This window comes from Streptomyces sp. NPDC048254 (genome assembly GCF_043201895.1).
Lineage (GTDB): Bacteria > Actinomycetota > Actinomycetes > Streptomycetales > Streptomycetaceae > Streptomyces.
This window is the reverse complement of sequence record NZ_JBICZJ010000001.1, coordinates 395,842-420,247: the sequence shown is the minus strand read 5'-3', so window position 1 is coordinate 420,247 and position 24,406 is coordinate 395,842. Positions and strand designations below refer to the sequence as shown.

Below are 24,406 nucleotides of genomic sequence, written 5' to 3'. Positions count from 1 at the left end.
GGACGGCTTGGATTTCGGGTGCGGGTGTGTGGGGGCTGGTCGCGCCCACGCGGCGGTAGCCGCATATTGATACAGCCCCGCGCCCCTGACGGGGGCGCTTCAGTCGGCGGCGTTCGAAGGATCTGCCTCCCTGATGGCTGTCGCCAGGTCGGAGACGTTCTGGTCCTCTGTCGTCCGTGCCAGTGCTGCGGCTCGGGAATGCAGGGTGCTGAGGCCCGGCTTCCCGGGGATGCGGTAGTCCCCGCCTCCCAGCTCGTCCGCGAAGTAGGCCGCCACCGCCGTTACCTGGAAGCGCGGGGATGCCGTCCATACCGAGTCGTGCAGTGCGCCGGTTTCCATCGCGCCTGTGTTCTCGTGCGGGGCGCGGGTCTCGGGGTCCAGCCAGCGGACCGTGGCGGTGGCCAGGCGGCCCTCCGTGTCCGGCCTGGTGTGGACGGCGTAGAGGGCGGTCACCGTGTGGCCGGGGCCCACCTCGCCGCCGTCCACCCGGTCGTCGCGGAAGTCCTCGTCGGCGACCTTGCGGTCCCGGTAGCCGATCAGGTGGAAGTCGGTGACCGTGTGCGGGTCGAAGGCGACCTGGGCCTTGGCGTCGCGGGCCACCAGGTCGATGTTCTGCGGGAGTTGCTCGCAGAAGACCCGGTTCGCGGTGGCGGTGTCGGAGACGTAGGTCGTGTGGCCGTCGCCCTTGTCGGCGAGGCGTTCCATGAGCGCGTCGCCGTAGTCGCTGCCGACGCCCACGCCGAACAGCGTGATGCCGTACTCGCGGCGGTCGCTGTCGATGCGCTTCAGGATGGCGTCGGGGTCGGTCTCGCCGTCGTTGGCGAGGGCGTCGGAGATCAGGACGACACGGTTGGTGGCGTTCTTGCGCAGGCCCTCGACGGCGGTGGCGTAGCCGGTCTCCACGCCCTCGCCGAGGTTGGTGGAGTAGAGGGCGGCGAGGCTGTCGACGGCGTGGTGGATCTCGCCGCGGTGGCCGGCGAGGCGGGTCATCGGCAGGACCTTCTCGGCGTGTTCGCTGAAGGCGACGATCGCGACCGAGTCGTCGTCGCGCAGCCGGTCGGTCATCGTGTCCAGGGACTTCTTGGCGAGGTCCAGCCGGCCCGGCTCGTCCATGGAGCCGGAGACGTCGATGACGAAGGTGAGGGCCGCGGGCGGGCGTTCGGCGGTGGCGTCGGCGATGGGGGTCCCCCCGGTCGAGCGAAGCCGAGACTGGGGGAGGGTGGCGAGTCCCACCCGGACCAGGGACCAGTTCGGGTCGGTGGTGCGGGCGCCGTCCACCGTGACCGTGAAGCCGTTGTGGTCGGGGGTGGGGTAGTCCTGGCGGAAGCTGTTGACGAACTCCTCGGCGCGGACGGTCGAGGGGGCCGGGCGCTCGCCGTCGGCGAGGGTGCGGCGGGCGTAGCCGTAGGACGCGGTGTCGACGTCCAGGGCGAAGGTGGAGAGGTAGTCGGAGGCCGGGGTGGTCGCGGAGTCCTCGTCCTGCGGCCGGCTGGGAGCCGGGGCCGGAAGGCCGTTGCTCTGTTTCGAGTCGCTGGACGAGTGGCTGCCGTCGCCCGCGCCGCAGGCCGTCAGCAGCAGGGCGGCCGTGGTGGTGAGGGCGAGCAGTGCCCCTCGGGTGGGTCGTATCCGGTAACGCTCCATCTGGTGTGCCCCCTGTGCCGGTCGGAGTCAGCCTTCTGGCTCTGTGCCGACTCTGACGGCGCACGGGGGTGGAACGTGCGACCCGAAGCGTTGCGGATGGATCTCGAACCGGGCACGGACCAGGGGCTTCGAGGCCGGAGGGAGATCGTCCGGTGACCTAGGAGACCACGTCCTTGCGGGCGAAACCCCGGAAGGCCAGGGCGAACAGCACCAGGGCGTACGTTATGGAAATCGCGGTTCCCTGGATCATGCCGGACCACTCGGGATGCGGCTGTACGGCGTCCGCCCAGGCGAACTGCCAGTGCGCGGGCAGGAAGTCGCGCCAGTGGCCGAGGGCGGTGACCGCGTCCAGGACGTTGCCGACGATGGTCAGGCCGACCGCGCCGCCGACCGCGCCGAGGGGTGCGTCCGTCTTGGTGGAGAGCCAGAACGCCAGCCCCGCGGTGACCAGCTGGGACAGGAAGACGTACGCCACCACGACCGCGAGACGCTGGGCCGCCGTGCCGGTGTCGAGTTCGCCGCCGGTCGGGATCTGGAGCGGTCCCCAGCCGTAGGCGGCGCTGCCGACGGCCAGGGCGACCAGCGGCAGCAGGACCATCGCGGCCAGGCTGAGGCCGAGGGCGACGACCAGCTTGGACCAGAGCAGGCGGGCCCGGGGCACGGGTGCGGCGAGCAGATAGCGCAGGGAGGACCAGCTGGCCTCCGAGGCCACCGTGTCCCCGCAGAACAGGGCGACCGGGATGACCAGCAGGAACCCCGCCGACACGAACAGGTTGACCGCGGCGAAGTTGGCGCCGGACGCGGTGGCCGTGTCCAGCAGGGTGACCTGGCCGTTCCGCTCGCCCGGCTGGCCGCCGATCGCGAACGCGATCAGCAGGACGAAGGGCAGTACGGCCAGGATCCCGCCCATCACCAGGGTGCGGCGGCGCTTCAGCTGGCGGACCAGCTCGACGCGCAGCGGCAGGGTGTGGCCCGCCTGATAGCCGGAGGCGACCTCGGTGAGCGTGCTCATGCGGAACCTCCGATCAGGGTCAGGAAGGCGTCTTCGAGACGGCGGTGGGGGCCCACCGACGCCACGGGCACATCGAGCCGGACGAGTTCGGCGACCAGTCGCGGTGCGCTGCCGCCGGGCTCCATGCGGACCAGCAGTCCGTCGTCCGTGCGGGTCGCCGAGGCGACGCCGGACAGCGCGGCCACCTTCTCCACCACGGGCTCCTCCACGGGCACGCCGGTGCCGACGAGCAGGGTGTCGCCGGAGCCGACGATCTCCGCGACCGGGCCGGCCTGTATCAGCCGGCCGCGGTCCATCACCACGAGGTGGGTGCAGGACTGCTCGACCTCGGCGAGGAGATGGCTGGAGACGATCACCGTGCGGCCGGCGGCCGCGTACCGGATCATCACCTGGCGCATCTCGCGGATCTGCGGCGGGTCCAGGCCGTTGGTCGGTTCGTCGAGGATGAGCAGGTCCGGCAGGCCGAGCATGGCCTGGGCGATGGCGAGGCGCTGGCGCATGCCCTGCGAGTAGGTGCGGACCGCGCGGGCCAGCGCGTCGCCGAGGCCCGCGATCTCCAGGGCCTCCTCGATGTGGGAGTCGGCCGCCGGCCGGCCGGTGGCCTGCCAGTACAGCTCCAGGTTCTCCCGGCCGGAGAGGTGCGGCAGGAAGCCGGCGCCCTCCACGAAGGCGCCGACCCGGGAGAGGACGGGGACGCCCGGGCGGATGGCGCGGCCGAAGACCCGGATGTCGCCGCCGTCCGGCTTGATCAGGCCCATCAGCATGCGCAGTGTGGTGGTCTTGCCCGCGCCGTTCGGGCCGAGCAGGCCGAGGACCTGGCCCTTCTCGACACGGAAGGACAGCTCCCGGACCGCGTACCGGTCCGAGGAGCCCGCGTAGCGCTTGCTCAGGTCCGTGATCTGCAGCGGGACTTCGGCGAGCTCGGGGTCGGGTGCCGGGGTGGCGGTACGGCGGCGGCCGGTGAACAGCAGCGCCAGGGCGGCGAGAGCTCCGGCCAGCGGCAGCCACCACACCCAGGCGGGCAGCGCCGCGGCGGCCGTGTCCACCTGGGGTGCCGTCGGCACGCCGAGGTCGCCCTTGAGGGAGACCGTGTAGGTCGCCGGGGCGGTCGGGGAGGCGTAGCCGAGGTCGGTGGAGGCGAGGACCAGGCGCAGGCGGTGGCCCTTCTGCACCTCGTGGTCGATCGCCGGGAGGGTGATCGTGACGTCCTTGCCGGACCTGGCTCCCTCGACGCGGATCGGGGTGACCAGCTGGGAAGGCAGCACCTGCTGGGTGCCGTCCGGGCCGACGTCGTACACCTTGCCGAAGAGCACGGCGTCGTCGCTCGTCGAGGTGATGTGGAAGGTGGCCGTGGGTGAGCCGGTGATCTGCACGTTGTCGGCGACGGGCGCCGAGTCGAAGCGGGCGTACTGGCCCGGGAAGTCCAGGGAGACGCCGACGCCGAGGGAGGAGAGCTGGGCGAGGCCGCCGCCGGCGCCGAGGCCGGGCAGTGCGGAGACGGCGGGCGGGGTGGCGCCCGCCGGGTTCTCGACGCGCTGTGTGCCGCCCGTCAGGGCGATGGACTTCCGGTCGCTCTCCAGGCCGGGGTAGCCGTCCGAGCTCGCGCCCCGCAGCTGGGCGGCGCCGTCGGTGGAGTCGACGCCTCCGGTGCGGGTGATCCGGAAGGCCGGGCCGGTATCGGTGGCCTTGTCGCCCTTCAGATAGCGGTCGAACCAGGAGGTGACCCGGCCCTCGACGCGGCTGGTCTCCAGGTCGCCGCCGTCGTGCCCGCCGGCGATCCAGTCGACGTCGACGGGGGCGCCGTTGGCCCGGATCGCCTTCGCGGCGGCGTCGGACTGGGCAAGTGTGAAGAGGGAGTCGGTCTGGCCCTGGAAGAGGAGGGTGGGCACCTTGATGCGGGTGCCGACGGCCGACGGCGAGCGCTCCTCCAGGAGCTTGACCGCGGCCGTGTCCGGCCTGCCCGACTCGGCGACCCGGTCGTACATCGCGCACAGCGCCGGCTCGAACCTGGCGCAGCCGCCGCCGGTGTTGAAGAAGATCCCGGCCCACAGCTTCTTGAACACGCCGTTCGGGAACAGGGCGTCCGCGAGGTTCCAGTAGGTGATCGACGGGGCGATCGCGTCCACGCGCTGGTCGTAGCCGGCGGTCAGGAGGGAGATCGCGCCGCCGTAGGAGCCGCCGGCCATGCCGACGCGGGGGTCGCCGGGCTTGTCGAGCTGGACCTGGGGCTGCTTCGCCAGCCAGTCGATGAGCCGGGAGACGTCGGCGACCTCGCCCTTCGGGTCGTTGAGGCCGATCTTCCCGGTGGACCCGCCGAAGCCGCGGGCGGACCAGGTGAGGACCGCGTAGCCCTCGCGGGTGAGGTCCTCGGCCTCCTGGCGCATGTCGGCCTTGGAGCCGCCGAAGCCGTGGGCGAGGAGGACCGCGGGGCGTCGGCCGGTGCCGGGGGTGGTGAAGAACGAGGTGTCCAGCCGTACCCCGTCGACGGCCATGACCTTCTCGGACCGGTGCACCGGGGTCGGGTCGTCGGACGCGACGGCCGTCCATGTGCCGGCGCCCACGAGCACCACGACGGCGGCCGCGGCGGACAGAAGTCGCCGCGGCCGCCGAAGCAGGGCTCGTAGGCCGGGGGGTCGAAGATCCATGCCCTCAACGGTACGGGCCTGGACTGACATCCGATGCCGACGGTGGGGTGAACCCCTGGCCATCCCCGAGGAGTACGGCCGCATTGCCGCGTACTTCGGGTGCGGTACGCCGGGGCGCCGGGGCGACTTCGGGTGCGGGCCGGTGGGGGGCGTTCGCGCCCACGCGGCGGCAGCCGTACATCGACACAGCCCCGCGCCCCTATCGGGCGCTTCGGTCCGTGCGGACAGTTGCGCGCCGTCGTGGCTTGTCGCGCCCGCGCGGCGGTAGCCGCACATCGACACAGCCCCGCGCCCCTTGCGGGGCGCTGCAGTCGCCGCCTCCTTCAGGACTGGGCGTCCTCCGGGATCGAGACCACCCAGTGGGTCTCCTTGCGGGGGCGGAGGTAGAGGGCCCAGTAGAGGGTTGCCGCTGCTGTGATGCCGCCGGTCCAGAGGAGGTAGGTCGTTTCCTGCTGGGTGAGGATGTAGGCGAGGACGGCGATGAGGACGATCGGCATGGCCGGCCACAGGGGCATGCGCCAGGCCGGGGTGTGCTTGTGGGCGCCTCGGCGGGCGAGCAGCGCGGCGACGGCGACCAGGAGGTACATGCCGGTCACCGACACGCCCGTCACGCCGTACAGGGTGTCCAGGTTGACGAAGCAGAGCAGGGCGCCGGGGACGCCGACGGCAAGCGTGGCCACCCAGGGGGAGCCGAAGCGGCCCAGGCGGGAGAGGGCGCTGTTGACCGGGGCCGGCCAGGCCTTGTCGCGGGCCGAGGCGAACAGGACGCGGGAGTTCTGGATGACCATGACGATGCCCGCGTTGATGATCGCGAGGGCCACGCAGAGGCTGACGAAGGTGCCGACCGCGGAGTTGGACCAGGCGGTGACCATGGCGCTGATGTCGCCGCCGGTGAGGGCCTTGAGGTCGGTCGCGCCCATGGTGATCGCGGCCACCGGGACCAGGATGATCACCGTGGAGATCGCGAGGGTGGCCAGCACCGTACGGGCGACGTTGCGGCGCGGGTTCTCCAGTTCCTCGGAGAGGTAGACCGCCGTGGAGAAGCCCTGGGTGACGAAGAGGGCGATGGCCAGGCCGGAGACCACGAGCATCGCGGTGACGGTGGTGGTGTGGCCGCCCGCGTCCGCCACCTGCATGGAGGTGAGGCTGCCGGCTCCGCGGTGGCTGTGGGAGAAGCCCAGCACGGCCACGACGCCCGCCGCGATGACCTCCAGGACCAGGAAGATGCCGGTGATCCAGGCGTTCGCGCGCAGGTCCAGGAGGCCGGCGAGGGTCGCGAGGAGCATCACGCCGGCGCCCGTCATGGCGGAGTCCAGGTGGACGATCGGGGCCAGGTAGTCGGCCGTGCCCATGGCGATCACCGGGGGCACGATCATCACGACGAGGAGGGAGAGGACGAAGACCAGCCAGCCGGCCAGGCGGCCCGCCATCGTGGACACCATCGCGTACTCGCCGCCCGCGCTCGGGATGAGCGTGCCCAGCTCCGAGTAGCAGAACGCCACGGCGATACAGAGGAGGGAGCCGATGGCGATCGTCAGGGCGGTGGCGGTGCCGAGGGAGCCGAACAGGTCGGGGACGACCACGAAGAGCGTCGAGGCGGGGGTCACGCAGGAGAGGGTCAGGAGGGTGCCGCCGACCACGCCGATGGAGCGCTTGAGCGTCTTGGGGCTGTCGGCCGCCTCGGGGAGGGCGGTGTCGACGGGGCGGAGCGTGTCGGTCATGCGGCGGTTCCGATCGCGTCGTTGCGGATGCCTCCGGCGGTTGGGCTGTGCTGCATGGAACCTCGACGAAAACCGCTGCGTCAATGGCTGTTTACCTTCGGATTCCGTACTCGTAAGGCGACCGGGGCCACATCACTTTCACAGGGCCGGGCGCACGAATAGGGCAATCATCAAGCCTTCCGATCGCATGACCTTGGTTTCGAAGGTCACCCACCAAGAGTGCTTAAGTCATCCGTTTCATCCCGTCCGCACGGGAACCGCAGCAGCGCCGACAAAAAAAGTCGAGGCCGTCCGGTATCCGGACGGCCTCGACTGGGTCAGTCGGTCACTCTCAGTGGTTGCGCGGGAAGCCCAGGTCGACTCCGGCGGGGGCCTCGGACGGGTCCGGCCAGCGGGTCGTGACGACCTTGCCGCGGGTGTAGAAGTGCGTGCCGTCGTTGCCGTAGATGTGGTGGTCGCCGAAGAGCGAGTCCTTCCAGCCGCCGAAGCTGTGGTAACCGACGGGGACCGGGATCGGGACGTTCACGCCGACCATGCCGGCCTCGATCTCCAGCTGGAAGCGGCGGGCGGCGCCGCCGTCCCGGGTGAAGATCGCGGTGCCGTTGCCGAACGGCGAGGCGTTGATGAGGGCCACACCGTCCTCGTAGGTGTCCACGCGCAGCACGCACAGCACCGGGCCGAAGATCTCGTCCTGGTAGGCCTTCGCGGACGTGGGCACCTTGTCCAGCAGCGAGATGCCGATCCAGTGGCCGTCCTCGAAGCCGTCCACCGTGTAGCCGGTGCCGTCCAGGACGACCTCGCAGCCCTCGGCGGCCGCGCCGGCGACGTAGGACGCCACCTTGTCGCGGTGCACGGCCGTGATCAGCGGGCCCATCTCCGAGGTCGGGTCGTTGCCGGGGCCGATCTTGATCTTCTCGGCGCGCTCGCGGATCTTCTCCACCAGCTCGTCGCCGATCGCGCCGACGGCGACCACGGCCGAGATGGCCATGCAGCGCTCGCCCGCCGAGCCGTAGGCCGCGGAGACGGCCGCGTCGGCCGCCGCGTCCAGGTCGGCGTCCGGGAGGACCAGCATGTGGTTCTTGGCGCCGCCCAGGGCCTGCACCCGCTTGTGGTTCGCGGAGGCGGTGGTGTGGATGTGGCGGGCGATCGGGGTCGAGCCGACGAAGGAGACGGCCTTGACGTCCGGGTGCTCCAGGAGGCGGTCCACGGCCACCTTGTCGCCGTGCACGACGTTGAAGACGCCGTCGGGCAGCCCGGCCTCCGCCAGCAGCTCGGCGATCTTGATCGACGCCGACGGGTCCTTCTCGGACGGCTTGAGGACGAAGGTGTTGCCGGTCGCGATGGCGATCGGGAACATCCACATCGGGACCATCGCCGGGAAGTTGAACGGCGTGATGCCCGCGACCACGCCCAGCGGCTGGCGGATCGAGGAGACGTCCACCCGGCTCGCGACCTGCGTCGACAGCTCGCCCTTCAGCTGCACGTTGATGCCGCAGGCCAGGTCCACGATCTCCAGGCCGCGCGCGACCTCGCCGAGCGCGTCCGAGTGCACCTTGCCGTGCTCGGCGGTGATCAGCTCGGCGATCGCGTCCCGGTTGGCGTCCAGCAGGGCGCGGAAGCGGAACAGGATCTCCGTGCGCTTGGCCAGCGAGGACTGGCCCCAGGTCGCGTAGGCGTCCTTTGCGGCGGCGACCGCGGCGTCGACCTCGTCGACGGACGCGAACGCGACCTTCGTGGTGACCGCGCCGGTGGCCGGGTCGGTGACCGGCCCGAAATTGCCCGACGTGCCGTCGACGGACTTGCCGCCGATCCAGTGGTTGACGATCTTCGTCATGACCGGTTACTCCTTCACAGATGACGGCGTCGGGTAGAGACGTGCCGTTCGTACAGCTCACGTGCCTTGACCGCGGACGATCGGGTCGCGGTCGCGGCCACAGGTACATCCCACCAGGCCTGCGCTGGAGGCGGGCCCGACACAGTGTCGGCCGTTTCGGTCTCCACGTAGACACATGTGGGAGTGTCGGCGGCCCGCGCCTCGGCGAGCGCCGAGCGCAGGTCACGGACGGTCTTGGCGCGCAGGACGCGCATGCCGAGGCTGGCCGCGTTGGCGGCCAGGTCGACGGGGAGCGGGGCGCCGCTGAAGGTGCCGTCGTCCGCGGGATAGCGGTAGGCGGTGCCGAACCGCTCGCCGCCCACCGACTCGGAGAGTCCGCCGATGGAGGCGTAGCCGTGGTTCTGCACCAGCAGCACCTTGATGGCTATCCCCTCCTGCACGGCGGTCACTATCTCGGTCGGCATCATCAGATACGTGCCGTCACCGACCAGCGCCCACACGTTCCGCTCCGGCGCCGCGAGTTTCACCCCGATGGCGGCCGGGATCTCGTAGCCCATGCACGAGTAGCCGTACTCCAGGTGGTACTGGTCCCGCGACCGGGTCCGCCACATCCGGTGCAGGTCGCCGGGGAGCGAGCCGGCCGCGTTGATCACCACGTCCGTCTCGTCGACGAGCGCGTCCAGGGCGCCGAGGACCTGCGGCTGGGTCGGCCGGATGTCCGGCTCCTCGGCCTCGTAGCAGGCGTCGACGCGCTGTTCCCAGCGCTCCTTGTCCTCGGTGTACTCGGTGACGTACGAGTCGGCGGTGCGGTGACCGTCCAGCGCCCGGCGCAGTTGCCCGAGGGCACTGCGGGCGTCGGCGATCAGGGGCAGACCGGCGAGCTTGTGGCCGTCGTGGGGCGCGATGTTGAGGTTGAGGAAGCGGACCTCCGGGTTCTCGAAGAGGGTGCCGGAGGCCGTGGTGAAGTCGGTGTAGCGGGTGCCGACGCCGATCACCAGGTCGGCGGTGCGGGCGAGTTCGTCGGCGGTGGCGGTGCCGGTGTGGCCGATGCCGCCGACGTCCTGCGGGTGGTCCCAGCGCAGCGAGCCCTTGCCGGCCTGCGTGGACGCCACCGGGATGCGGGTGGCCTCGGCGAACTCGGCGAGGACGGCTTCGGCGCGGCTGTGGTGGACCCCGCCGCCCGCGATGACCAGGGGGCGCTCGGCACTCCTGATCGCCCTTACGGCGGCGGCGAGTTCGACCGGGTCGGCGCCCGGCCGCCGTACCGTCCACACCCGCTCGGCGAAGAACTCCTCCGGCCAGTCGTACGCCTCGGCCTGGACGTCCTGCGGGAGCGCGAGTGTCACGGCGCCGGTCTCGACGGGGTCGGTGAGCACGCGCATGGCGTGCAGGGCCGACGGGACCAGCTGCTCGGGGCGGTTGATCCGGTCGAAGAACCTCGACACCGGGCGCAGGGTGTCGTTGACCGACACGTCGGCGGCGTGCGGGACTTCGAGCTGCTGGAGGACCGGGTCGGCGGGGCGGGTCGCGAAGACGTCGCCGGGCAGGAGCAGGACCGGGAGGTGGTTGATCGTGGCGAGGGCGGCGCCGGTGACCAGGTTGGTGGCGCCGGGGCCGATGGAGGTGGTGACGGCGTGCGTGGCGAGACGGTTCGACTGACGCGCGTAGCCGACGGCCGCGTGCACCATGGCCTGTTCGTTGCGGCCCTGGTGGTACGGCATGTCGTCCGCGTACTCGACGAGCGCCTGGCCGAGTCCCGCCACGTTGCCGTGGCCGAAGATGCCCCAGGTGGCGCCGATCAGGCGGCGGCGCTCGCCGTCCCGTTCGGTGTACTGGGCGGCGAGGAAGCGGACAAGCGCTTGCGCGACGGTGAGCCGTATCGTCATCGATACCCCTCGGTATGGTCCGGGTGGAAGCAGATCCGCCACTCCCGCGTCTCCCCCGGCCCCGCCATGACGTTCAGGTAGTACATGTCGTGCCCGGGCTGCGCGATCGACGGGCCGTGCCATCCGTCGGGGACCAGCACGACGTCGCCGGAGCGGACCTCGGCGAGGACGTCCGTACCGCCCTCACGGGAGGGGAATACGCGCTGATAGCCGAAACCGTTCGGTCCGTCGATCTCGAAGTAGTAGATCTCCTCCAGCTCCGACTCCTCGCCGGGCCGGTGCTCGTCGTGCTTGTGCGACGGGTACGAGGACCAGTTGCCGCCAGGGGTGATGACCTCGACGGCGATGAGCTTGTCGCAGTCGAAGGCGTCCGCGGAGGCGAAGTTGCGCACCTGGCGGGCGCTGGTGCCGCTGCCGCGGTCTTCGACGGGGACCTCCGGCGCGGAGCCGTAGCGGGCGGGGAGTCGTCGCTCGCACTTCGCTCCTGCCAGGGCGAAGCGGCCTCCCGCGCCGGAGGCGATCTGGACCTGGGCGTCCCGGGGCACGTAGACGAAGTCGGAGACTCCGGCGAACACGCTCTCCCGGCCCAGGATCTGGAACTCTGTTCCCTCCGTTCGCACCGTACAACCGCCTGCCAGCGGAAGCACGATCCACTCACTGTCCCCCGTGGTGAACAAGTGGCTACCGCCAGGCGCCAGTTCGACGATCCGCAGGCTGCTGTGCGCCCAGCCGGCCCGCTTCGGGTCGATGTCGAGCACGTACTGCGCGTTCGCGGTCGAACCGTTGCCCAGGTGCAGCTCGTTGTTCGTCATCGGGGCCTCACAGAAGTCCTACGGCGGTGTCCACGGCGGCGGCCACGTCGCCGTCCGCCGGGTACAGCAGCGAGCGGCCGACCACCAGGCCGCGCACGGTGGGGAGTTGGAGGGCGCTGCGCCACTTCTCGTAGGCACCGTCCTGGTCATCGCCCACCTCGCCGCCGAGGAGCACGGCGGGCAGGGTGGACGTCTCCATGACCTGGGCCATGTCGTCGGGGTTCTCGGTGACCGGGAGCTTCAGCCAGGTGTAGGCCGAACTCCCGCCGAGGCCCGAGGCGATGGCGATGGACCGGGTGACCGCCTCGGCGGACAGGTCGTTCTTGACCTTGCCCTCGGGGGTGCGGCCGCTGATGAACGGCTCGACGAAGACCGGGAGCCGGCGTGCGGCCATGTCGTCGATGGCGCGGGCGGTGGACTCCAGGGTGGTCAGCGAGCCCGGGTCGTCGTAGTCGATCCGCAGCAGCAGCTTGCCGGCGTCGAACCCGAGGCGCTGTATGTCCTCGCCGCGGTGCCCGGTGAACCGGTCGTCGAGTTCGAAGCGGGCGCCCTGCAGTCCGCCGCGGTTCATCGAGCCCATGACGACCTTGCCGTCGAGGACGCCGAGCAGCAGCAGGTCGTCGAGGATGTCGGCGGTGGCGAGGACGCCGTCGACGCCGGGCCGGGACAGCGCCAGGCAGAGCCGTTCCAGCAGTTCCGCCCGGTTGGCCATGGCGAGCCTGTCGCCGCCCACGCCGAGCGCACCGCGGGCCGGGTGGTCGGCGGCGACGATCATCAGCCTGCCGTCCTCGTTGAGGAGCGGACGGCGGGTTCTTCGCGCGGCCGCCTCGGCGATGGCCTCGGGGTGGTGGGTCCGGGTGTGGACGAGGGCCGCGATGTCCACGCCCGGCTGCCTGGCGGGGGTCGCGCCGTCGTGGTGCGCGCCCGCGACGCGGCCGGCCCTCACAGGACCGCTCCGGCGGCGAGCGCGGCCGTGATCTCTTCGCCGGTCGGCATGGCGGAGGAGCACTCCAGCCGGGAGGCCACGATGGCGCCGGCCGCGTTGGCGTGCCGCATGATCTTCTCCAGGTCCCAGCCTTCGAGGAGGCCGTGGCAGAGGGAGCCGCCGAAGGCGTCACCGGCGCCGAGCCCGTTGAGGACGTTCACGGGCAGCGGCGGTACCTCGGCGGAGTCGCCGTCCCGGTTGACGGCGAGGACGCCCTTGGGCCCCTGCTTGACGACGGCGATCTCGACCCCGGCGTCGAGCAGGGCCTGCGCGGCGGCCTGCGGCTCCCGCACTCCGGTCGCCACCTCGACCTCGTCGAGGTTGCCGACGGCGACGGTGGTGTGCTTGAGGGCCTCGGCGTAGAAGGGGCGGGCGGTGTCCGGGTCGCTCCAGAACATCGGCCGCCAGTCGAGGTCGAAGACGGTGGTTCCGGCCTTGGCGCGGTGGGCGAGGGCCGCGAGGGTCGCCGTACGGCTGGGCTCCTCGCTCAGGCCGGTGCCGGTGACCCAGAAGATGCGGGCGTCCCGGACGGCGTCGAGGTCCAGGTCGTGGGCGTCGATCTCCAGGTCCGGGGCCTTGGGCTGCCGGTAGAAGTACAGCGGGAAGTCGTCCGGCGGGAAGACCTCGCAGAAGGTGACCGGGGTGTTCAGTCCGGGCACGGCGGTGACCCAGCGGTCGTCCACCCCGAAGTCGCGCAGCGCCTCGTGCAGGTAGGCGCCGAAGGCGTCCTCCCCGGTGCGGGTGATGACGGCGGTGTTCCGGCCGAGGCGGGCGGCCGCCACGGCCACGTTCGTCGCCGACCCGCCGAGGAACTTGCCGAAGGACGACACCTGGGCGAGCGGGACTCCGGTCTGGAGCGGATAGAGATCCACCCCGATCCGCCCCATGGTGATCAGGTCGTACGCCATCGGCTTCCCTTCGTCACGGCTCTCCCCCGGTTTGTAGTCCCGGACAGGAGGTCGTGTCAATGGTTTGTCCAGACATTCGGACGAGACCACACCGACGGGCCGGACCCGGCGCGGCGGCTCCGGTCCGCCCCCCACCGCGCCACCCATGTCAACTCGCCCCGCTGACGCACCCGCACACACCTGTGCTCCAGCTGTGTCACAAACACCACCCTTGTGTCACACATGTCGCACCTACGCGGGTCCTCGGTCACACCCGGCCCACAGCCGCTTGCTCACAGTCACTCTCCGTCGTTCACGGGGCACAGGCTTTGTGATCGCCAGCGCAGCGCCCGGCTCCCCCGACGACCGACTCCGGTCGCCCCCGCGGTGCGCGCAGGGAGGTGCACCTCATGACCGACCGACGGCTCTGGTCCTACAAGGAGATCGCGGCACACATCCGGGTGCAGCCCGACACCGTCCGCTCCTACCGCAAACACGGGCTGCTCCCGCCACCCGACCACATCGAGGGCGGCAAGCCCTACTGGTACGCCGACACGGTCCGCGCCTGGGTCGCCTCCCGGCCGCGCAACAGAAACCGCAGAGAGGCCTGAACCGCGCCCGGCGGGACGCTCAGGCCCACGGCTCGATGACCGTAACCCCCGCCCCCGGTGCCCCGCCCATCGCCGCCAGCGCCTGCGGGGCCGCGTCCAGGGTGATCGTCGAGGTCACCAGGAGGTCGGGACGGAGGGTGCCCGCGCGGACCAGTTCGAGCATGGCGGGGTAGGCGTGCGCCGCCATGCCGTGGCTGCCGAGGAGTTCCAGTTCCAGGGCGAGCGCGCGGGCCAGGGGTACGGGGGTGGTGCCGTCCGGGGACGGCAGCAGGCCCACCTGGACGTGACGGCCGCGGCGGCGCAGGGAGTTGACCGAGGCGGCGGCGGTGGGCGGTGAGCCGAGGGCGTCCAGGGAGAGGTGGCTGCCGCCGGCGGTCAGTTCGCGGACCGTCGCCGCGGGGTCGTCGCCGGCCGCCGCGTCCACGCGGTGCGCCGCGCCGAACTTCCTTGCCAGGTCCAGGGCTTGGGGCGACACGTCGACCGCGACCACCCGCGCTCCGGCCGCCGCCGCGATCATCACGGCCGACAGGCCCACGCCTCCGCAGCCGTACACCGACACCCACTCCCCCGCCGCGACCCTGCCGCGCTGCACCACCGCGCGGAACGCCGTCGCGAAGCGGCAGCCGAGGGAGGCGGCCGTCGTGTACGCCATGTCCTCCGGGATCGCCACCAGGTTCACGTCGGCGTGGTCCAGGGCCACATACTGGGCGAAGGAGCCCCAGTGCGTGAAGCCGGGCTGGGTCTGGCGCTCGCAGACCTGCTGGTCGCCGGCGGCGCAGGACGGGCAGCCGCCGCAGGCGCAGACGAAGGGCACGGTGACCCGGTCGCCGGGGCGATGGCCGGTCACGGCGGCGCCGATCTCCTCGACCACACCGGCGAGTTCATGGCCGGGGACGTGCGGCAGCGTGATGTCCGGGTCGTGGCCCGCCCAGCCGTGCCAGTCGCTCCGGCACAGGCCGGTGGCCTCGACCCGGACCACCACTCCGTGCGGGGCCGGCCGGGGGTCCGGCACATCCCGTACCTCGGCGGGGCTGCCGTAGTGGTCGTAGACGACTGCTCGCATGCGCGGGTGCTCCTTCCGGGGGCTCCGCGAAGGCTAAACGGCACGGGGTCCGCGCCGCACCGCCGGTTCCGGCCCACCACGACCGGTCGTGCCCCGGTCGGGCAAGGCCGCGGTGCACCGCCGGCTCCCGGCCCGCCGTGGCGGGTCGTGCCCCGGTCGCCGCCGTGGCCGGTGTTGACGGGACGGCGACCGTGGGGGTGCCGGGTGTGCGGCGGAGCCGCATATGCGCGCGGCCGCGCGCACTTCGGGCGCCCGCCGCCCGGCCTTCGCCGGGTCGGTGCCGTGCGTGGCATCGCCGGGGCCGGGGTGCCCCCCGCACCCTCTTCGGACTGCGACATTCGGCGCATATGCCTAAAGTGCGGGTAACCGCCCCAGTCCCGACCCGCCGCCCGCACCCGCACCCGCACCCGCAGGAGCACCCAGGGGAGCCCGCCGTGACCCACTCTCCGCCGCCCCGTCGGCCGCAGGCCCGCATCCCCGGTCCGCAGCAGCCGCCACCGCCGTACCCCCGGATCCGCACCGGCCTGTGGAAGCGCTGTCTCGGCGGCGGGCTCGCCCTGTGGGCGCTGACGGCGGTGGTGACGTACGCGACGAAGAACACCACGCTGCTGCCGACGCTCATCCTGCTCGGCAGCTTTCTCGTCCCGGTCGCCTTCGTGCTGTGGGCGTACGAGCGGCACGGCCGCGACCTCGGTGTCAGCGCGATCCTCGGCTGCTTCCTGACCGGCGGCACGCTCGGGGTGCTGGGCGCCTCGGTGATGGAGTCCTACCTCGTGCGCCCCTCCTGGGGGATGTTCGTCGCCGTCGGCCTGATCGAGGAGGCGGTGAAGCTCGGCGCGCTGATGTTCGTGCTGCGCCGGCTGCCCGGGATCCGGGGCATGCGGGCCGGGCTGGTGCTCGGCGCCGCCGTCGGCTTCGGCTTCGCGGCCCTGGAGAGCGCCGGCTACGCCTTCAACGCGGCGGTCTCCACCCAGGGCATCGACCTGCGGGCGCTGATCGAGACGGAGATACTCCGCGGTGTGCCGGCCCCCTTCGGGCACGGCCTGTGGACGGCGATCGCGGGCGGTGTCCTGCTCTCCTGCCGCCGCCCGAACGGCCGCTTCCGCCTCACCACCCCGGTCGTGGGCACCTACCTCGGCGTCGCCCTGCTGCACGCCCTGTGGGACTCCACGCACGGCATCGCGATCTGGCTGGTGGCGCGTCTGGCGGGTACCGGACTGGACCGGCAGCTGTTCGCCCAGGGGTACATCCCGCGCCCCACCACGGCACAGGAGCACCTCTTCACCCTCTTCTCGGTCGGTCTGCTGGTGCTCGTCTCGCTGCTCGGCATCGCCTGGATGCGCTCGCTGGCGCGCCGGGACCCCTCTTGGAGAAATACCCCCTAGGGGTATAGTGTGAGAACAGTGGGGTTCCCTCGCGGGCCCCACCGGCCCCACACGCCTCCACGAGGAGAACGACATGACCGCCCAGACCGATACCCCGGGTTCCGTGACCGCCGTCTACAAGGTGACCGGCATGAGCTGCGGACACTGCGAGGGTTCCGTCTCCGCCGAGATCTCCGGCCTGGCCGGCGTCAGCTCGGTGGCGGCCGTCGCGGCCAGCGGTGAGGTCACGGTCGTCTCCGCGGCCCCGCTCGATGAGGAGGCGGTCCGCGCCGCCGTCGACGAGGCGGGCTTCGAGCTCGTCGGCCGCGTCTGACGCCGGAGCCCGCGGCGGCCGGTACGCGCAGTACGAGCAACACGAGCAGTACGTACCACGGAAACGTATCTCTCCGCCGGGCCGCGTCGACCAGCTGATACTGGATCCGCACGGTCCGGTCCGTTGTCTGGAGTCCGGACATGACCAGCACCACCACCGCAGAGACACAGATAGCCGGGCCGGCCGTCGGTCCGACGGCCGAGGTCGAACTCCTCATCGGCGGGATGACCTGCGCCTCCTGCGCCGCCCGGGTCGAGAAGAAGCTCAACCGGATGGACGGCGTCACCGCCACCGTGAACTACGCGACCGAGAAAGCGAAGGTCACATACCCCGGGGGGGTTCAGGTCGCCGACCTGATCGCCACGGTCGTGAAGACCGGGTACACCGCCGAGGAGCCCGCGCCGCCGGAGCCGCGACCCGAGCCGGCGGCCCAGCCCGAGCGGGATCCCGAACTCGCCGCTCTCCGCCGTCGCCTACTCGTCTCCGCCCTGCTGGCCGCGCCGGTGGTGCTGCTCGCCATGGTTCCGGCGTGGCAGTTCGACAACTGGCAGTGGCTGTCCCTGACGCTCGCTGCGCCGGTCGTCGTCTGGGGCGGCCTGCCGTTCCACCGGGCCGCCTGGACCAACGCCCGGCACGGCGCGGCGACCATGGACACCCTGGTCTCCGTCGGCACGCTGGCCGCGTTCGGCTGGTCGCTGTGGGCGCTGTTCTTCGGTGACGCGGGCATGCCCGGCATGCACGACGAGTTCCGGTTCACCGTCTCCCGGACGGACGGCGGCATGGGGGGCGCGTCCTCGATCTACCTCGAAGTGGCCTCCGGGGTCGTCGCGCTGATCCTGCTCGGCCGCTATCTGGAGGCCCGCTCCAAGCGGCGGGCGGGGGCGGCCCTGCGGGCGCTGCTGGAGCTGGGCGCCAAGGACGTGGCGGTGCTGCGGGCCGGGCGCGAGGTGCGGGTCACGGTGGCGTCGCTGGCGGTCGGCGACCGGTTCGTCGTACGGCCCGGGGAGAAGATCGCGACCGACGGGACCGTGGTCGAGGGAGCCTCGGCGGTGGACGCGTCGATGCTGACCGGCGAGTCCGTGCCGGTGGACGTGACCGTGGGCGACACCGTCACCGGGGCCACTGTGAACGCGGGCGGGCGGCTGGTCGTCGAGGCGACCCGGGTCGGGGCCGACACCCAGCTCGCGCGGATGGCGCGGCTGGTGGAGGACGCGCAGAACGGCAAGGCCGAGGTGCAGCGGCTCGCCGACCGGATCTCCGCCGTCTTCGTGCCCGCCGTCATCCTGATCGCACTCGCGACCTTCGGGGTCTGGCTCGGCGTCACCGGTGACACGGCCGCCGCGTTCACCGCCGCCGTCGCCGTGCTGATCATCGCCTGCCCGTGCGCCCTGGGCCTGGCCACGCCGACCGCGCTGATGGTCGGCACCGGGCGGGGCGCGCAGCTGGGCATCCTCATCAAGGGCCCGGAGGTGCTGGAGTCCACGCGCCGGGTCGACACCGTCGTCCTCGACAAGACCGGGACGGTGACCACCGGGCGGATGAGCCTCCAGGAGGTGTACGTCGCCGACGGCGCCGACAAGGACGAGGTGCTGCGGCTCGCGGGTGCGCTCGAACACGCCTCGGAGCATCCGGTGGCGCGGGCCATCGCCGCGGGAGCCGAGGAGAGGGTCGGGGCCCTGCCCGCGGCCGAGCGCTTCGAGAACGTCCCCGGACGGGGCGTGCGCGGGCGCGTGGACGGCCGCGAGGTGGCCGTGGGGCGCCTCTTCGACGTCGTACCGGAGGAGTTGGCCGCCGCCCGCTCCCGGGCCGAGGAGGAGGGGCGTACGGCCGTCCTGGTCGGTTGGGACGGCCGGGCCCGCGCTGTCCTCGCCGTCGCGGACACGGTCCGGGAGACCAGCGCCGAGGCGGTACGCGAACTGCGCGCCCTCGGGCTGACGCCGGTGCTGCTGACCGGGGACAACCGGGCGGTGGCCGAGTCGGTCGCCCGGGCGGTCGGGATCGACTCCCGGGACGTGATCGCCGAGGTGCTGCCCGAGGAGAAGGTCGACGCCGTACGACGGCTGCAGCGCGAGGGGCGCACGGTCGCCATGGTCGGTGACGGCGTCAACGACGCGGCCGCGCTGGCCACCGCCGACCTGGGGCTCGCGATGGGCACGGGGACGGACGCGGCGATCGAGGCCGGCGATCTGACCCTGGTGCGCGGCGATCTGAGGGTGGCGGCGGATGCGATCCGGCTCTCCCGGCGGACCCTCGCCACCATCAAGGGCAACCTCGTGTGGGCCTTCGGCTACAACGTGGCCGCGCTGCCGCTGGCCGCCGCCGGGCTGCTCAATCCGATGATCGCGGGGGCCACGATGGCCTTCTCGTCCGTGTTCGTGGTGACCAACAGCCTGCGTCTGCGCACCTTCCGCTGAAAGTTACCGCCGGTTCGCGGCAGCGGATGCCGAAGTCCCCCTGGAGTCCAACGCGCACCTCACATAAGCTCTTCACAAGGCTCGTGCATCATCCTTACGCTTGAGCTCCGATCGCCGTATCGGGGCTCTTGCGCATCTAACGGACATATGCAAGAGACGCAGATCACAGTGATGCGAACGTAACCATCGAAGGGGTTCGAAGGTCTAAGTTGGCGATGTCAGAGCAGCGTCTTGGGGGGCGCTGACCTGGCATCTGGGGATGTCTTGGGGGACTTCCTCAGAGATGCGTTGCCGGGACACGTACGACGGGAAGCTTTGAGCGGCCCTCCCGTGCGGTACGGGTCCCGGCAGATCGCACCGCATCACTGGAGTACGACATGTAGTACGGCGAGTTCTGCTCGTTGTGCTCAAAGCAGCGAATTCAGGCGCTGCCATACCGAGCGCCCGGCCGGATCCCGTGGGGGGAATCCGCACCGGGACACGGGAAGGCGCCCTGGTCGCCGGCCCGTGGGGGGACCGGCGCTCCGGGGCGCCTTCTGCTATGCGTATGCCTGCGGTTTCCCGCTGTGCCCGTGCGGCTGAGCCCGTGCGGTTCTGTGCCCGTGCGGCGGGGGCACCGATGAAGCCGGCGCCCCCTGACGGGCTGGTGTCAGCGCTCCTCGACCGGCACGAAGTCGCGCTCGACGACCCCCGTGTAGATCTGGCGCGGGCGGCCGATGCGGGAACCCGGCTCCTTGATCATTTCCTGCCACTGGGCGATCCAGCCCGGCAGCCGGCCGAGGGCGAACAGGACCGTGAACATCTCGGTCGGGAAGCCCATGGCGCGGTAGATCAGGCCGGTGTAGAAGTCGACGTTCGGGTAGAGGTTGCGCGAGACGAAGTAGTCGTCGGAGAGCGCGTGCTCCTCCAGCTTCAGCGCGATGTCCAGCAGCTCGTCGGACTTGCCGAGCGCGGAGAGGACGTCGTGCGCGGCCGACTTGATGATCTTGGCGCGCGGGTCGAAGGACTTGTAGACCCGGTGGCCGAAGCCCATCAGGCGGACGCCGTCCTCCTTGTTCTTCACCTTGCTGATGAAGGAGTCGACGTCGCCGCCGTTGGCCTGGATGCCCTCCAGCATCTCCAGCACGGACTGGTTGGCGCCACCGTGCAGCGGGCCCCACAGGGCGGAGATGCCGGCGGAGATCGACGCGAACATGTTCGCCTGCGACGAGCCGACCAGACGGACCGTCGACGTCGAACAGTTCTGCTCGTGGTCGGCGTGCAGGATCAGCAGCTTGTCGAGCGCCGAGACGACGACCGGGTCCAGCTCGTAGTCCTGCGCCGGCACCGAGAACGTCATGCGCAGGAAGTTCTCCACGTAGGAGAGGTCGTTGCGCGGGTAGACGAACGGGTGGCCGACCGACTTCTTGTACGCGTACGCGGCGATCGTCGGAAGCTTGGCGAGCAGCCGGATGGTGGAGAGGTCGCGCTGCTTCGCGTCGAACGGGTTGTGGCTGTCCTGGTAGAAGGTGGACAGCGCCGAGACGACCGACGACAGCATGGCCATCGGGTGGGCGTCGCGCGGGAAGCCCCGGTAGAAGTTCTTGACGTCCTCGTGCAGCAGGGTGTGCCGCGTGATCTCGTTCTTGAACGTGGTGAGCTCGTCGACGGTCGGCAGCTCACCGTTGATCAGCAGATACGCCACCTCCAGGAAGGTGGAGCGCTCCGCCAGCTGCTCGATCGGGTAGCCGCGGTACCGAAGGATGCCCGCCTCGCCGTCGAGGTAAGTAATGGCAGATTTGTAGGCGGCAGTGTTGCCGTATCCGCTGTCCAGGGTCACCAGACCGGTCTGGGCGCGGAGCTTCCCGATGTCGAAGCCCTTGTCGCCGACGGTGCTGTCGACCACCGGGTAGGTGTACTCGCCGTCGCCGTACCGCAGTACTACAGAGTTGTCGCTCACGTCTTCCCTCACCGACGTAGTGCCTCATCTTCGAGGTGCCCTGACTGTCTCTACCATCCCCCATTTGGCTCAGGAGAGTGCACTCGGGGTCGACCATCAGGCCTATCGACGGCACTCAGTGCCGCCAACCTGCTCATCCTGCCCCCTTGTCTCGCCATCTGGAAGTGCTGTGTGACCTTCCCGACTCATTTGATCGATCATTTTTCGTGATGGCCCACGGCGCGTCACCTATGCGCCTCTATGAGCCACCGCGGAGCCGGAAGTCCAGTGCCGTACAGCGCCGGCCTGCCGACACCGTGCGCACCGCCTGGCCGATCGCCTTGCGTGAACCGACGAGGACGACCAGTTGCCTGGCCCGGGTGACCGCCGTGTAGATGAGGTTCCGCTGGAGCATCATCCAGGCGCCGGTGGTGACCGGGATCACCACTGCGGGATATTCACTTCCCTGTGAACGGTGGATGGTCACCGCGTAGGCGTGGGCCAGTTCGTCCAGTTCGTCGAACTCGTACGGAACCTCCTCGTCCTCGTCGGTCAGCACCGTGAGGCGCTGGTCGACCGGGTCGAGCGAGGTGACCACGCCCACGGTGCCGTTGAAGACACCGTTCTTGCCCTTCTCGTAATTGTTGCGAATCTGGGTGACCTTGTCGCCGACCCGGAAGACCCGCCCGCCGAACCGCTTCTCGGCGAGGTCGGGCCGGCCGGGCGTGATGGCCTGCTGCAACAGGCCGTTGAGCACGCCCGCGCCGGCCGGCCCCCGATGCATGGGCGCGAGCACCTGCACGTCCCGCCGTGGATCGAGCCCGAACTTGGCCGGAATCCGGCGGGCGGCGACATCGACGGTGAGCCGGCCCGCCTCCTCCGTCTCGTCCTCCACGAACAGGAAGAAGTCGTTCATGCCGTCGGTGACCGGCTGCTGCCCCGCGTTGATCCGGTGTGCGTTGGTCACCACCCCCGACTGCTGGGCCTGCCGGAAGACGCGGGTGAGACGGACGGCGGGGAGCGGACTGTCCTCGGCGAGCAGATCGCGCAGCACTTCGCCCGCCCCGACACTGGGCAGCTGGTCGACGTCCCCGACGAACAGCAGGTGCGCGCCGGGCGGTACGGCCTTCACCAGCTTGTTGGCGAGGAGCAGATCCAGCATCGACGCCTCGTCCACCACCACCAGGTCGGCATCCAGCGGCCGGTCCCGGTCGTAGGCCGCGTCACCGCCGGGCTTCAGCTCCAGCAGGCGGTGCACGGTGGAGGCCTCGGCGCCGGTCAGCTCGGCGAGCCGCTTGGCGGCGCGGCCGGTGGGGGCGGCGAGCACCACCTTGGCCCGCCTGGCCCGCGCCAGCTCCACGATCGACCTGACGGTGAACGACTTGCCGCAGCCCGGCCCGCCGGTCAGCACGGCGACCTTCTCGGTCAGCGCCAGTTTGACGGCGGCCTCCTGCTCGGGGGCGAGGTCGGCGCCGGTGCGGTCCTTCAGCCAGGCGAGCGCCTTGTCCCAGGCGACGTCCCGGAACGACGGCATCCGGTCGTCGCCGGTCCGTAGCAGCCGCAACAACTGGGAGGCGAGCGCCACTTCGGCCCGGTGGAAGGGCACGAGGTAGACGGCGGTGACGGGTTCGGCGCCGGGGCCGGGCCCGGGCAGCTTCTCCCGTACGACACCCGGGTCCTCCCCGTCCTCGGGCGGCGCGGCCAGCTCGGTCAGGCAGTCGATGACGAGCCCGGTGTCGACCTGGAGCAGCTTGACCGCGTCGGCGATCAGCCGCTCCTCGGGGAGGTAGCAGTGCCCCTGGTCGGCGGACTGCGACAGGGCGTACTGCAATCCCGCCTTCACCCGCTCCGGACTGTCGTGCGGAATGCCCACCGACTGGGCGATCTTGTCGGCGGTCAGGAACCCGATGCCCCAGACGTCGGCGGCGAGCCGGTACGGCTGGTTCTTCACGACGGAGATCGACGCGTCCCCGTACTTCTTGTAGATCCGCACGGCGATCGACGTCGACACCTCGACGGTCTGCAGGAAGAGCATGACCTCCTTGATCGCCTTCTGCTCCTCCCACGCGTCGGCGATCTTCTTCGTCCGCTTCGGGCCGAGCCCCGGCACCTCGATGAGCCGCTTCGGCTCCTCCTCGATGATCCGGAGGGTGTCCAGCCCGAAGTGCTGGGTGATCCGGTCGGCGAACACCGGCCCGATGCCCTTGACGAGGCCCGAGCCGAGATACCGCCGTATCCCCTGCACCGTGGCCGGCAGCACGGTCGTGTAGTTCTCGACGGTGAACTGCTTGCCGTACTGGGGGTGCGACCCCCAGCGCCCCTCCATCCGCAGCGACTCCCCCACCTGCGCGCCGAGCAGCGCACCGACGACGGTGAGGAGATCACCGGCACCTCTGCCGGTGTCGACACGGGCGACGGTGTAGCCGTTCTCCTCGTTGGCGTAGGTGATCCGTTCGAGCACGCCTTCGACGGTGGCGAGCCGTCGTTCGCCGGTGGGGGTCTCCGTCTGCTGAGCCATGAACCGACGGTACCGGTGCGGTCTGACAGCGATCATGGCCTTGGTCACGGATCCGCTAGCGACAAGGACGTCCCATGCCCGTACCCGCCGACCCGACGGTCCTCCACCCGATGCCCGAACACCCCCGGGTGGTCCTGCTCAAACCGCTGGTGAAGTCCCCGCTGATCGAGGTCGGGGAGTACTCCTACTACGACGACCCCGACCACCCGACCGACTTCGAGACGCGCAACGTGCTCTACCACTACGGGCCGGAGAAGCTCGTCATCGGAAAGTTCTGCGCGCTCGGCACGGGCGTGCGGTTCATCATGAACGGCGCCAACCACCGCATGGACGGCCCCTCGACCTTCCCCTTCCCCACCATGGGCGGCTCCTGGGCCGAACACTTCGACCTGATCACGGGACTGCCGGGCCGGGGGGACACCGTCGTCGGCAACGACGTCTGGTTCGGACACGGTACGACGGTCATGCCCGGGGTACGGATCGGCCACGGCGCGATCATCGCCACCGGCGCCGTGGTCACGGGGGACGTGCCCGACTACGGCATCGTCGGCGGCAACCCGGCCCGCCTCCTCCGCACCCGCTACGACGAGGAGGACGTCGCCCGGCTGCTGGCGGTGGCCTGGTGGGACTGGCCCGCGGAGCACATCACCGAGCACGTACGGACGATCATGTCGGGCAGCCTCGCCGAACTGGAGGCCGCCGCACCGAAAACGAGGTGACCGGAGGCCTGGGCGCGGCTAGGGTCGCGGCCATGCACTTCC

Annotated in this window: 17 protein-coding genes; 5 read left to right on the top strand and 12 right to left on the bottom strand. The window is 71.1% G+C overall.

Annotated features, from left to right (window positions below):
- Positions 1–99: 99 nt before the first annotated feature.
- From ACGFZQ_RS01900 to iolC, 9 genes are all read right to left on the bottom strand, one after another.
- Positions 100–1,641: a von Willebrand factor type A domain-containing protein gene (locus ACGFZQ_RS01900; RefSeq protein WP_393838729.1), complete on the bottom strand. Its 1,542-nt coding sequence runs from the start codon at positions 1,639–1,641 to the stop codon at positions 100–102.
- Between the two features lie 157 nt (positions 1,642–1,798).
- Positions 1,799–2,653, bottom strand: coding sequence for an ABC transporter permease (locus tag ACGFZQ_RS01895; RefSeq protein ID WP_393838728.1), 855 nt, complete (start codon positions 2,651–2,653; stop codon positions 1,799–1,801).
- Positions 2,650–5,298: a CocE/NonD family hydrolase gene (locus ACGFZQ_RS01890; protein ID WP_393838727.1), complete on the bottom strand. Its 2,649-nt coding sequence runs from the start codon at positions 5,296–5,298 to the stop codon at positions 2,650–2,652. The genes ACGFZQ_RS01895 and ACGFZQ_RS01890 overlap by 4 nt, the downstream gene beginning before the upstream one ends.
- A 323-nt stretch (positions 5,299–5,621) precedes the next feature.
- Positions 5,622–7,019, bottom strand: a complete 1,398-nt coding sequence (locus tag ACGFZQ_RS01885; RefSeq protein WP_393838726.1) for an APC family permease — start codon at positions 7,017–7,019, stop codon at positions 5,622–5,624.
- A gap of 331 nt (positions 7,020–7,350) precedes the next feature.
- Positions 7,351–8,853: a CoA-acylating methylmalonate-semialdehyde dehydrogenase gene (gene mmsA / locus ACGFZQ_RS01880; protein WP_393838725.1), complete on the bottom strand. Its 1,503-nt coding sequence runs from the start codon at positions 8,851–8,853 to the stop codon at positions 7,351–7,353.
- Between the two features lie 14 nt (positions 8,854–8,867).
- The gene (iolD, locus tag ACGFZQ_RS01875) at positions 8,868–10,739 is read right to left on the bottom strand and encodes a 3D-(3,5/4)-trihydroxycyclohexane-1,2-dione acylhydrolase (decyclizing) (RefSeq protein ID WP_393838724.1); all 1,872 of its coding nucleotides are present in this window, start codon (positions 10,737–10,739) and stop codon (positions 8,868–8,870) included.
- Complete coding sequence (gene iolB / locus ACGFZQ_RS01870; RefSeq protein ID WP_393838723.1) at positions 10,736–11,551, bottom strand: 5-deoxy-glucuronate isomerase; 816 nt, start codon at positions 11,549–11,551, stop codon at positions 10,736–10,738. The genes iolD and iolB overlap by 4 nt, the downstream gene beginning before the upstream one ends.
- 7 nt (positions 11,552–11,558) lie before the next feature.
- Entirely contained in the window at positions 11,559–12,434 is an 876-nt protein-coding gene (locus ACGFZQ_RS01865; protein ID WP_393839223.1) for a deoxyribose-phosphate aldolase, read from the bottom strand.
- Positions 12,435–12,493: 59 nt separating this feature from the next.
- Complete coding sequence (gene iolC / locus ACGFZQ_RS01860) at positions 12,494–13,444, bottom strand: 5-dehydro-2-deoxygluconokinase (protein ID WP_393838722.1); 951 nt, start codon at positions 13,442–13,444, stop codon at positions 12,494–12,496.
- 389 nt (positions 13,445–13,833) lie between these two features.
- On the opposite strand from iolC, the gene ACGFZQ_RS01855 reads away from it, so the two are divergent.
- Complete coding sequence (locus ACGFZQ_RS01855; protein WP_393838721.1) at positions 13,834–14,034, top strand: helix-turn-helix transcriptional regulator; 201 nt, start codon at positions 13,834–13,836, stop codon at positions 14,032–14,034.
- A 19-nt stretch (positions 14,035–14,053) separates the two neighbouring features.
- On the opposite strand, the gene ACGFZQ_RS01850 is transcribed toward ACGFZQ_RS01855, so the two are convergent.
- Positions 14,054–15,097, bottom strand: coding sequence for a zinc-binding dehydrogenase (locus tag ACGFZQ_RS01850; protein WP_393838720.1), 1,044 nt, complete (start codon positions 15,095–15,097; stop codon positions 14,054–14,056).
- A gap of 434 nt (positions 15,098–15,531) precedes the next feature.
- On the opposite strand from ACGFZQ_RS01850, the gene ACGFZQ_RS01845 reads away from it, so the two are divergent.
- The 3 genes from ACGFZQ_RS01845 to ACGFZQ_RS01835 all read left to right on the top strand — a co-directional run bounded on the left by ACGFZQ_RS01845 (position 15,532) and on the right by ACGFZQ_RS01835 (position 19,209).
- On the top strand, positions 15,532–16,482 hold the full coding sequence (locus ACGFZQ_RS01845) for a PrsW family intramembrane metalloprotease (protein ID WP_393838719.1): 951 nt from the start codon (positions 15,532–15,534) through the stop codon (positions 16,480–16,482).
- A gap of 73 nt (positions 16,483–16,555) precedes the next feature.
- Complete coding sequence (locus ACGFZQ_RS01840; protein WP_351735058.1) at positions 16,556–16,795, top strand: heavy-metal-associated domain-containing protein; 240 nt, start codon at positions 16,556–16,558, stop codon at positions 16,793–16,795.
- A 140-nt stretch (positions 16,796–16,935) separates the two neighbouring features.
- Positions 16,936–19,209: a heavy metal translocating P-type ATPase gene (locus tag ACGFZQ_RS01835; RefSeq protein ID WP_393838718.1), complete on the top strand. Its 2,274-nt coding sequence runs from the start codon at positions 16,936–16,938 to the stop codon at positions 19,207–19,209.
- A 649-nt stretch (positions 19,210–19,858) separates the two neighbouring features.
- Here ACGFZQ_RS01835 and ACGFZQ_RS01830 read toward each other — a convergent pair.
- Positions 19,859–21,148, bottom strand: coding sequence for a citrate synthase (locus ACGFZQ_RS01830; protein ID WP_393838717.1), 1,290 nt, complete (start codon positions 21,146–21,148; stop codon positions 19,859–19,861).
- Positions 21,149–21,386: 238 nt separating this feature from the next.
- Positions 21,387–23,645 (bottom strand): ATP-dependent RecD-like DNA helicase, encoded by a 2,259-nt coding sequence (locus ACGFZQ_RS01825; protein ID WP_393838716.1) that lies wholly within the window; start codon positions 23,643–23,645, stop codon positions 21,387–21,389.
- 74 nt (positions 23,646–23,719) lie between these two features.
- Between ACGFZQ_RS01825 and ACGFZQ_RS01820 the strand changes: the two genes are divergently transcribed.
- Entirely contained in the window at positions 23,720–24,364 is a 645-nt protein-coding gene (locus ACGFZQ_RS01820) for a CatB-related O-acetyltransferase (protein WP_393838715.1), read from the top strand.
- Positions 24,365–24,406 lie beyond the last annotated feature (42 nt).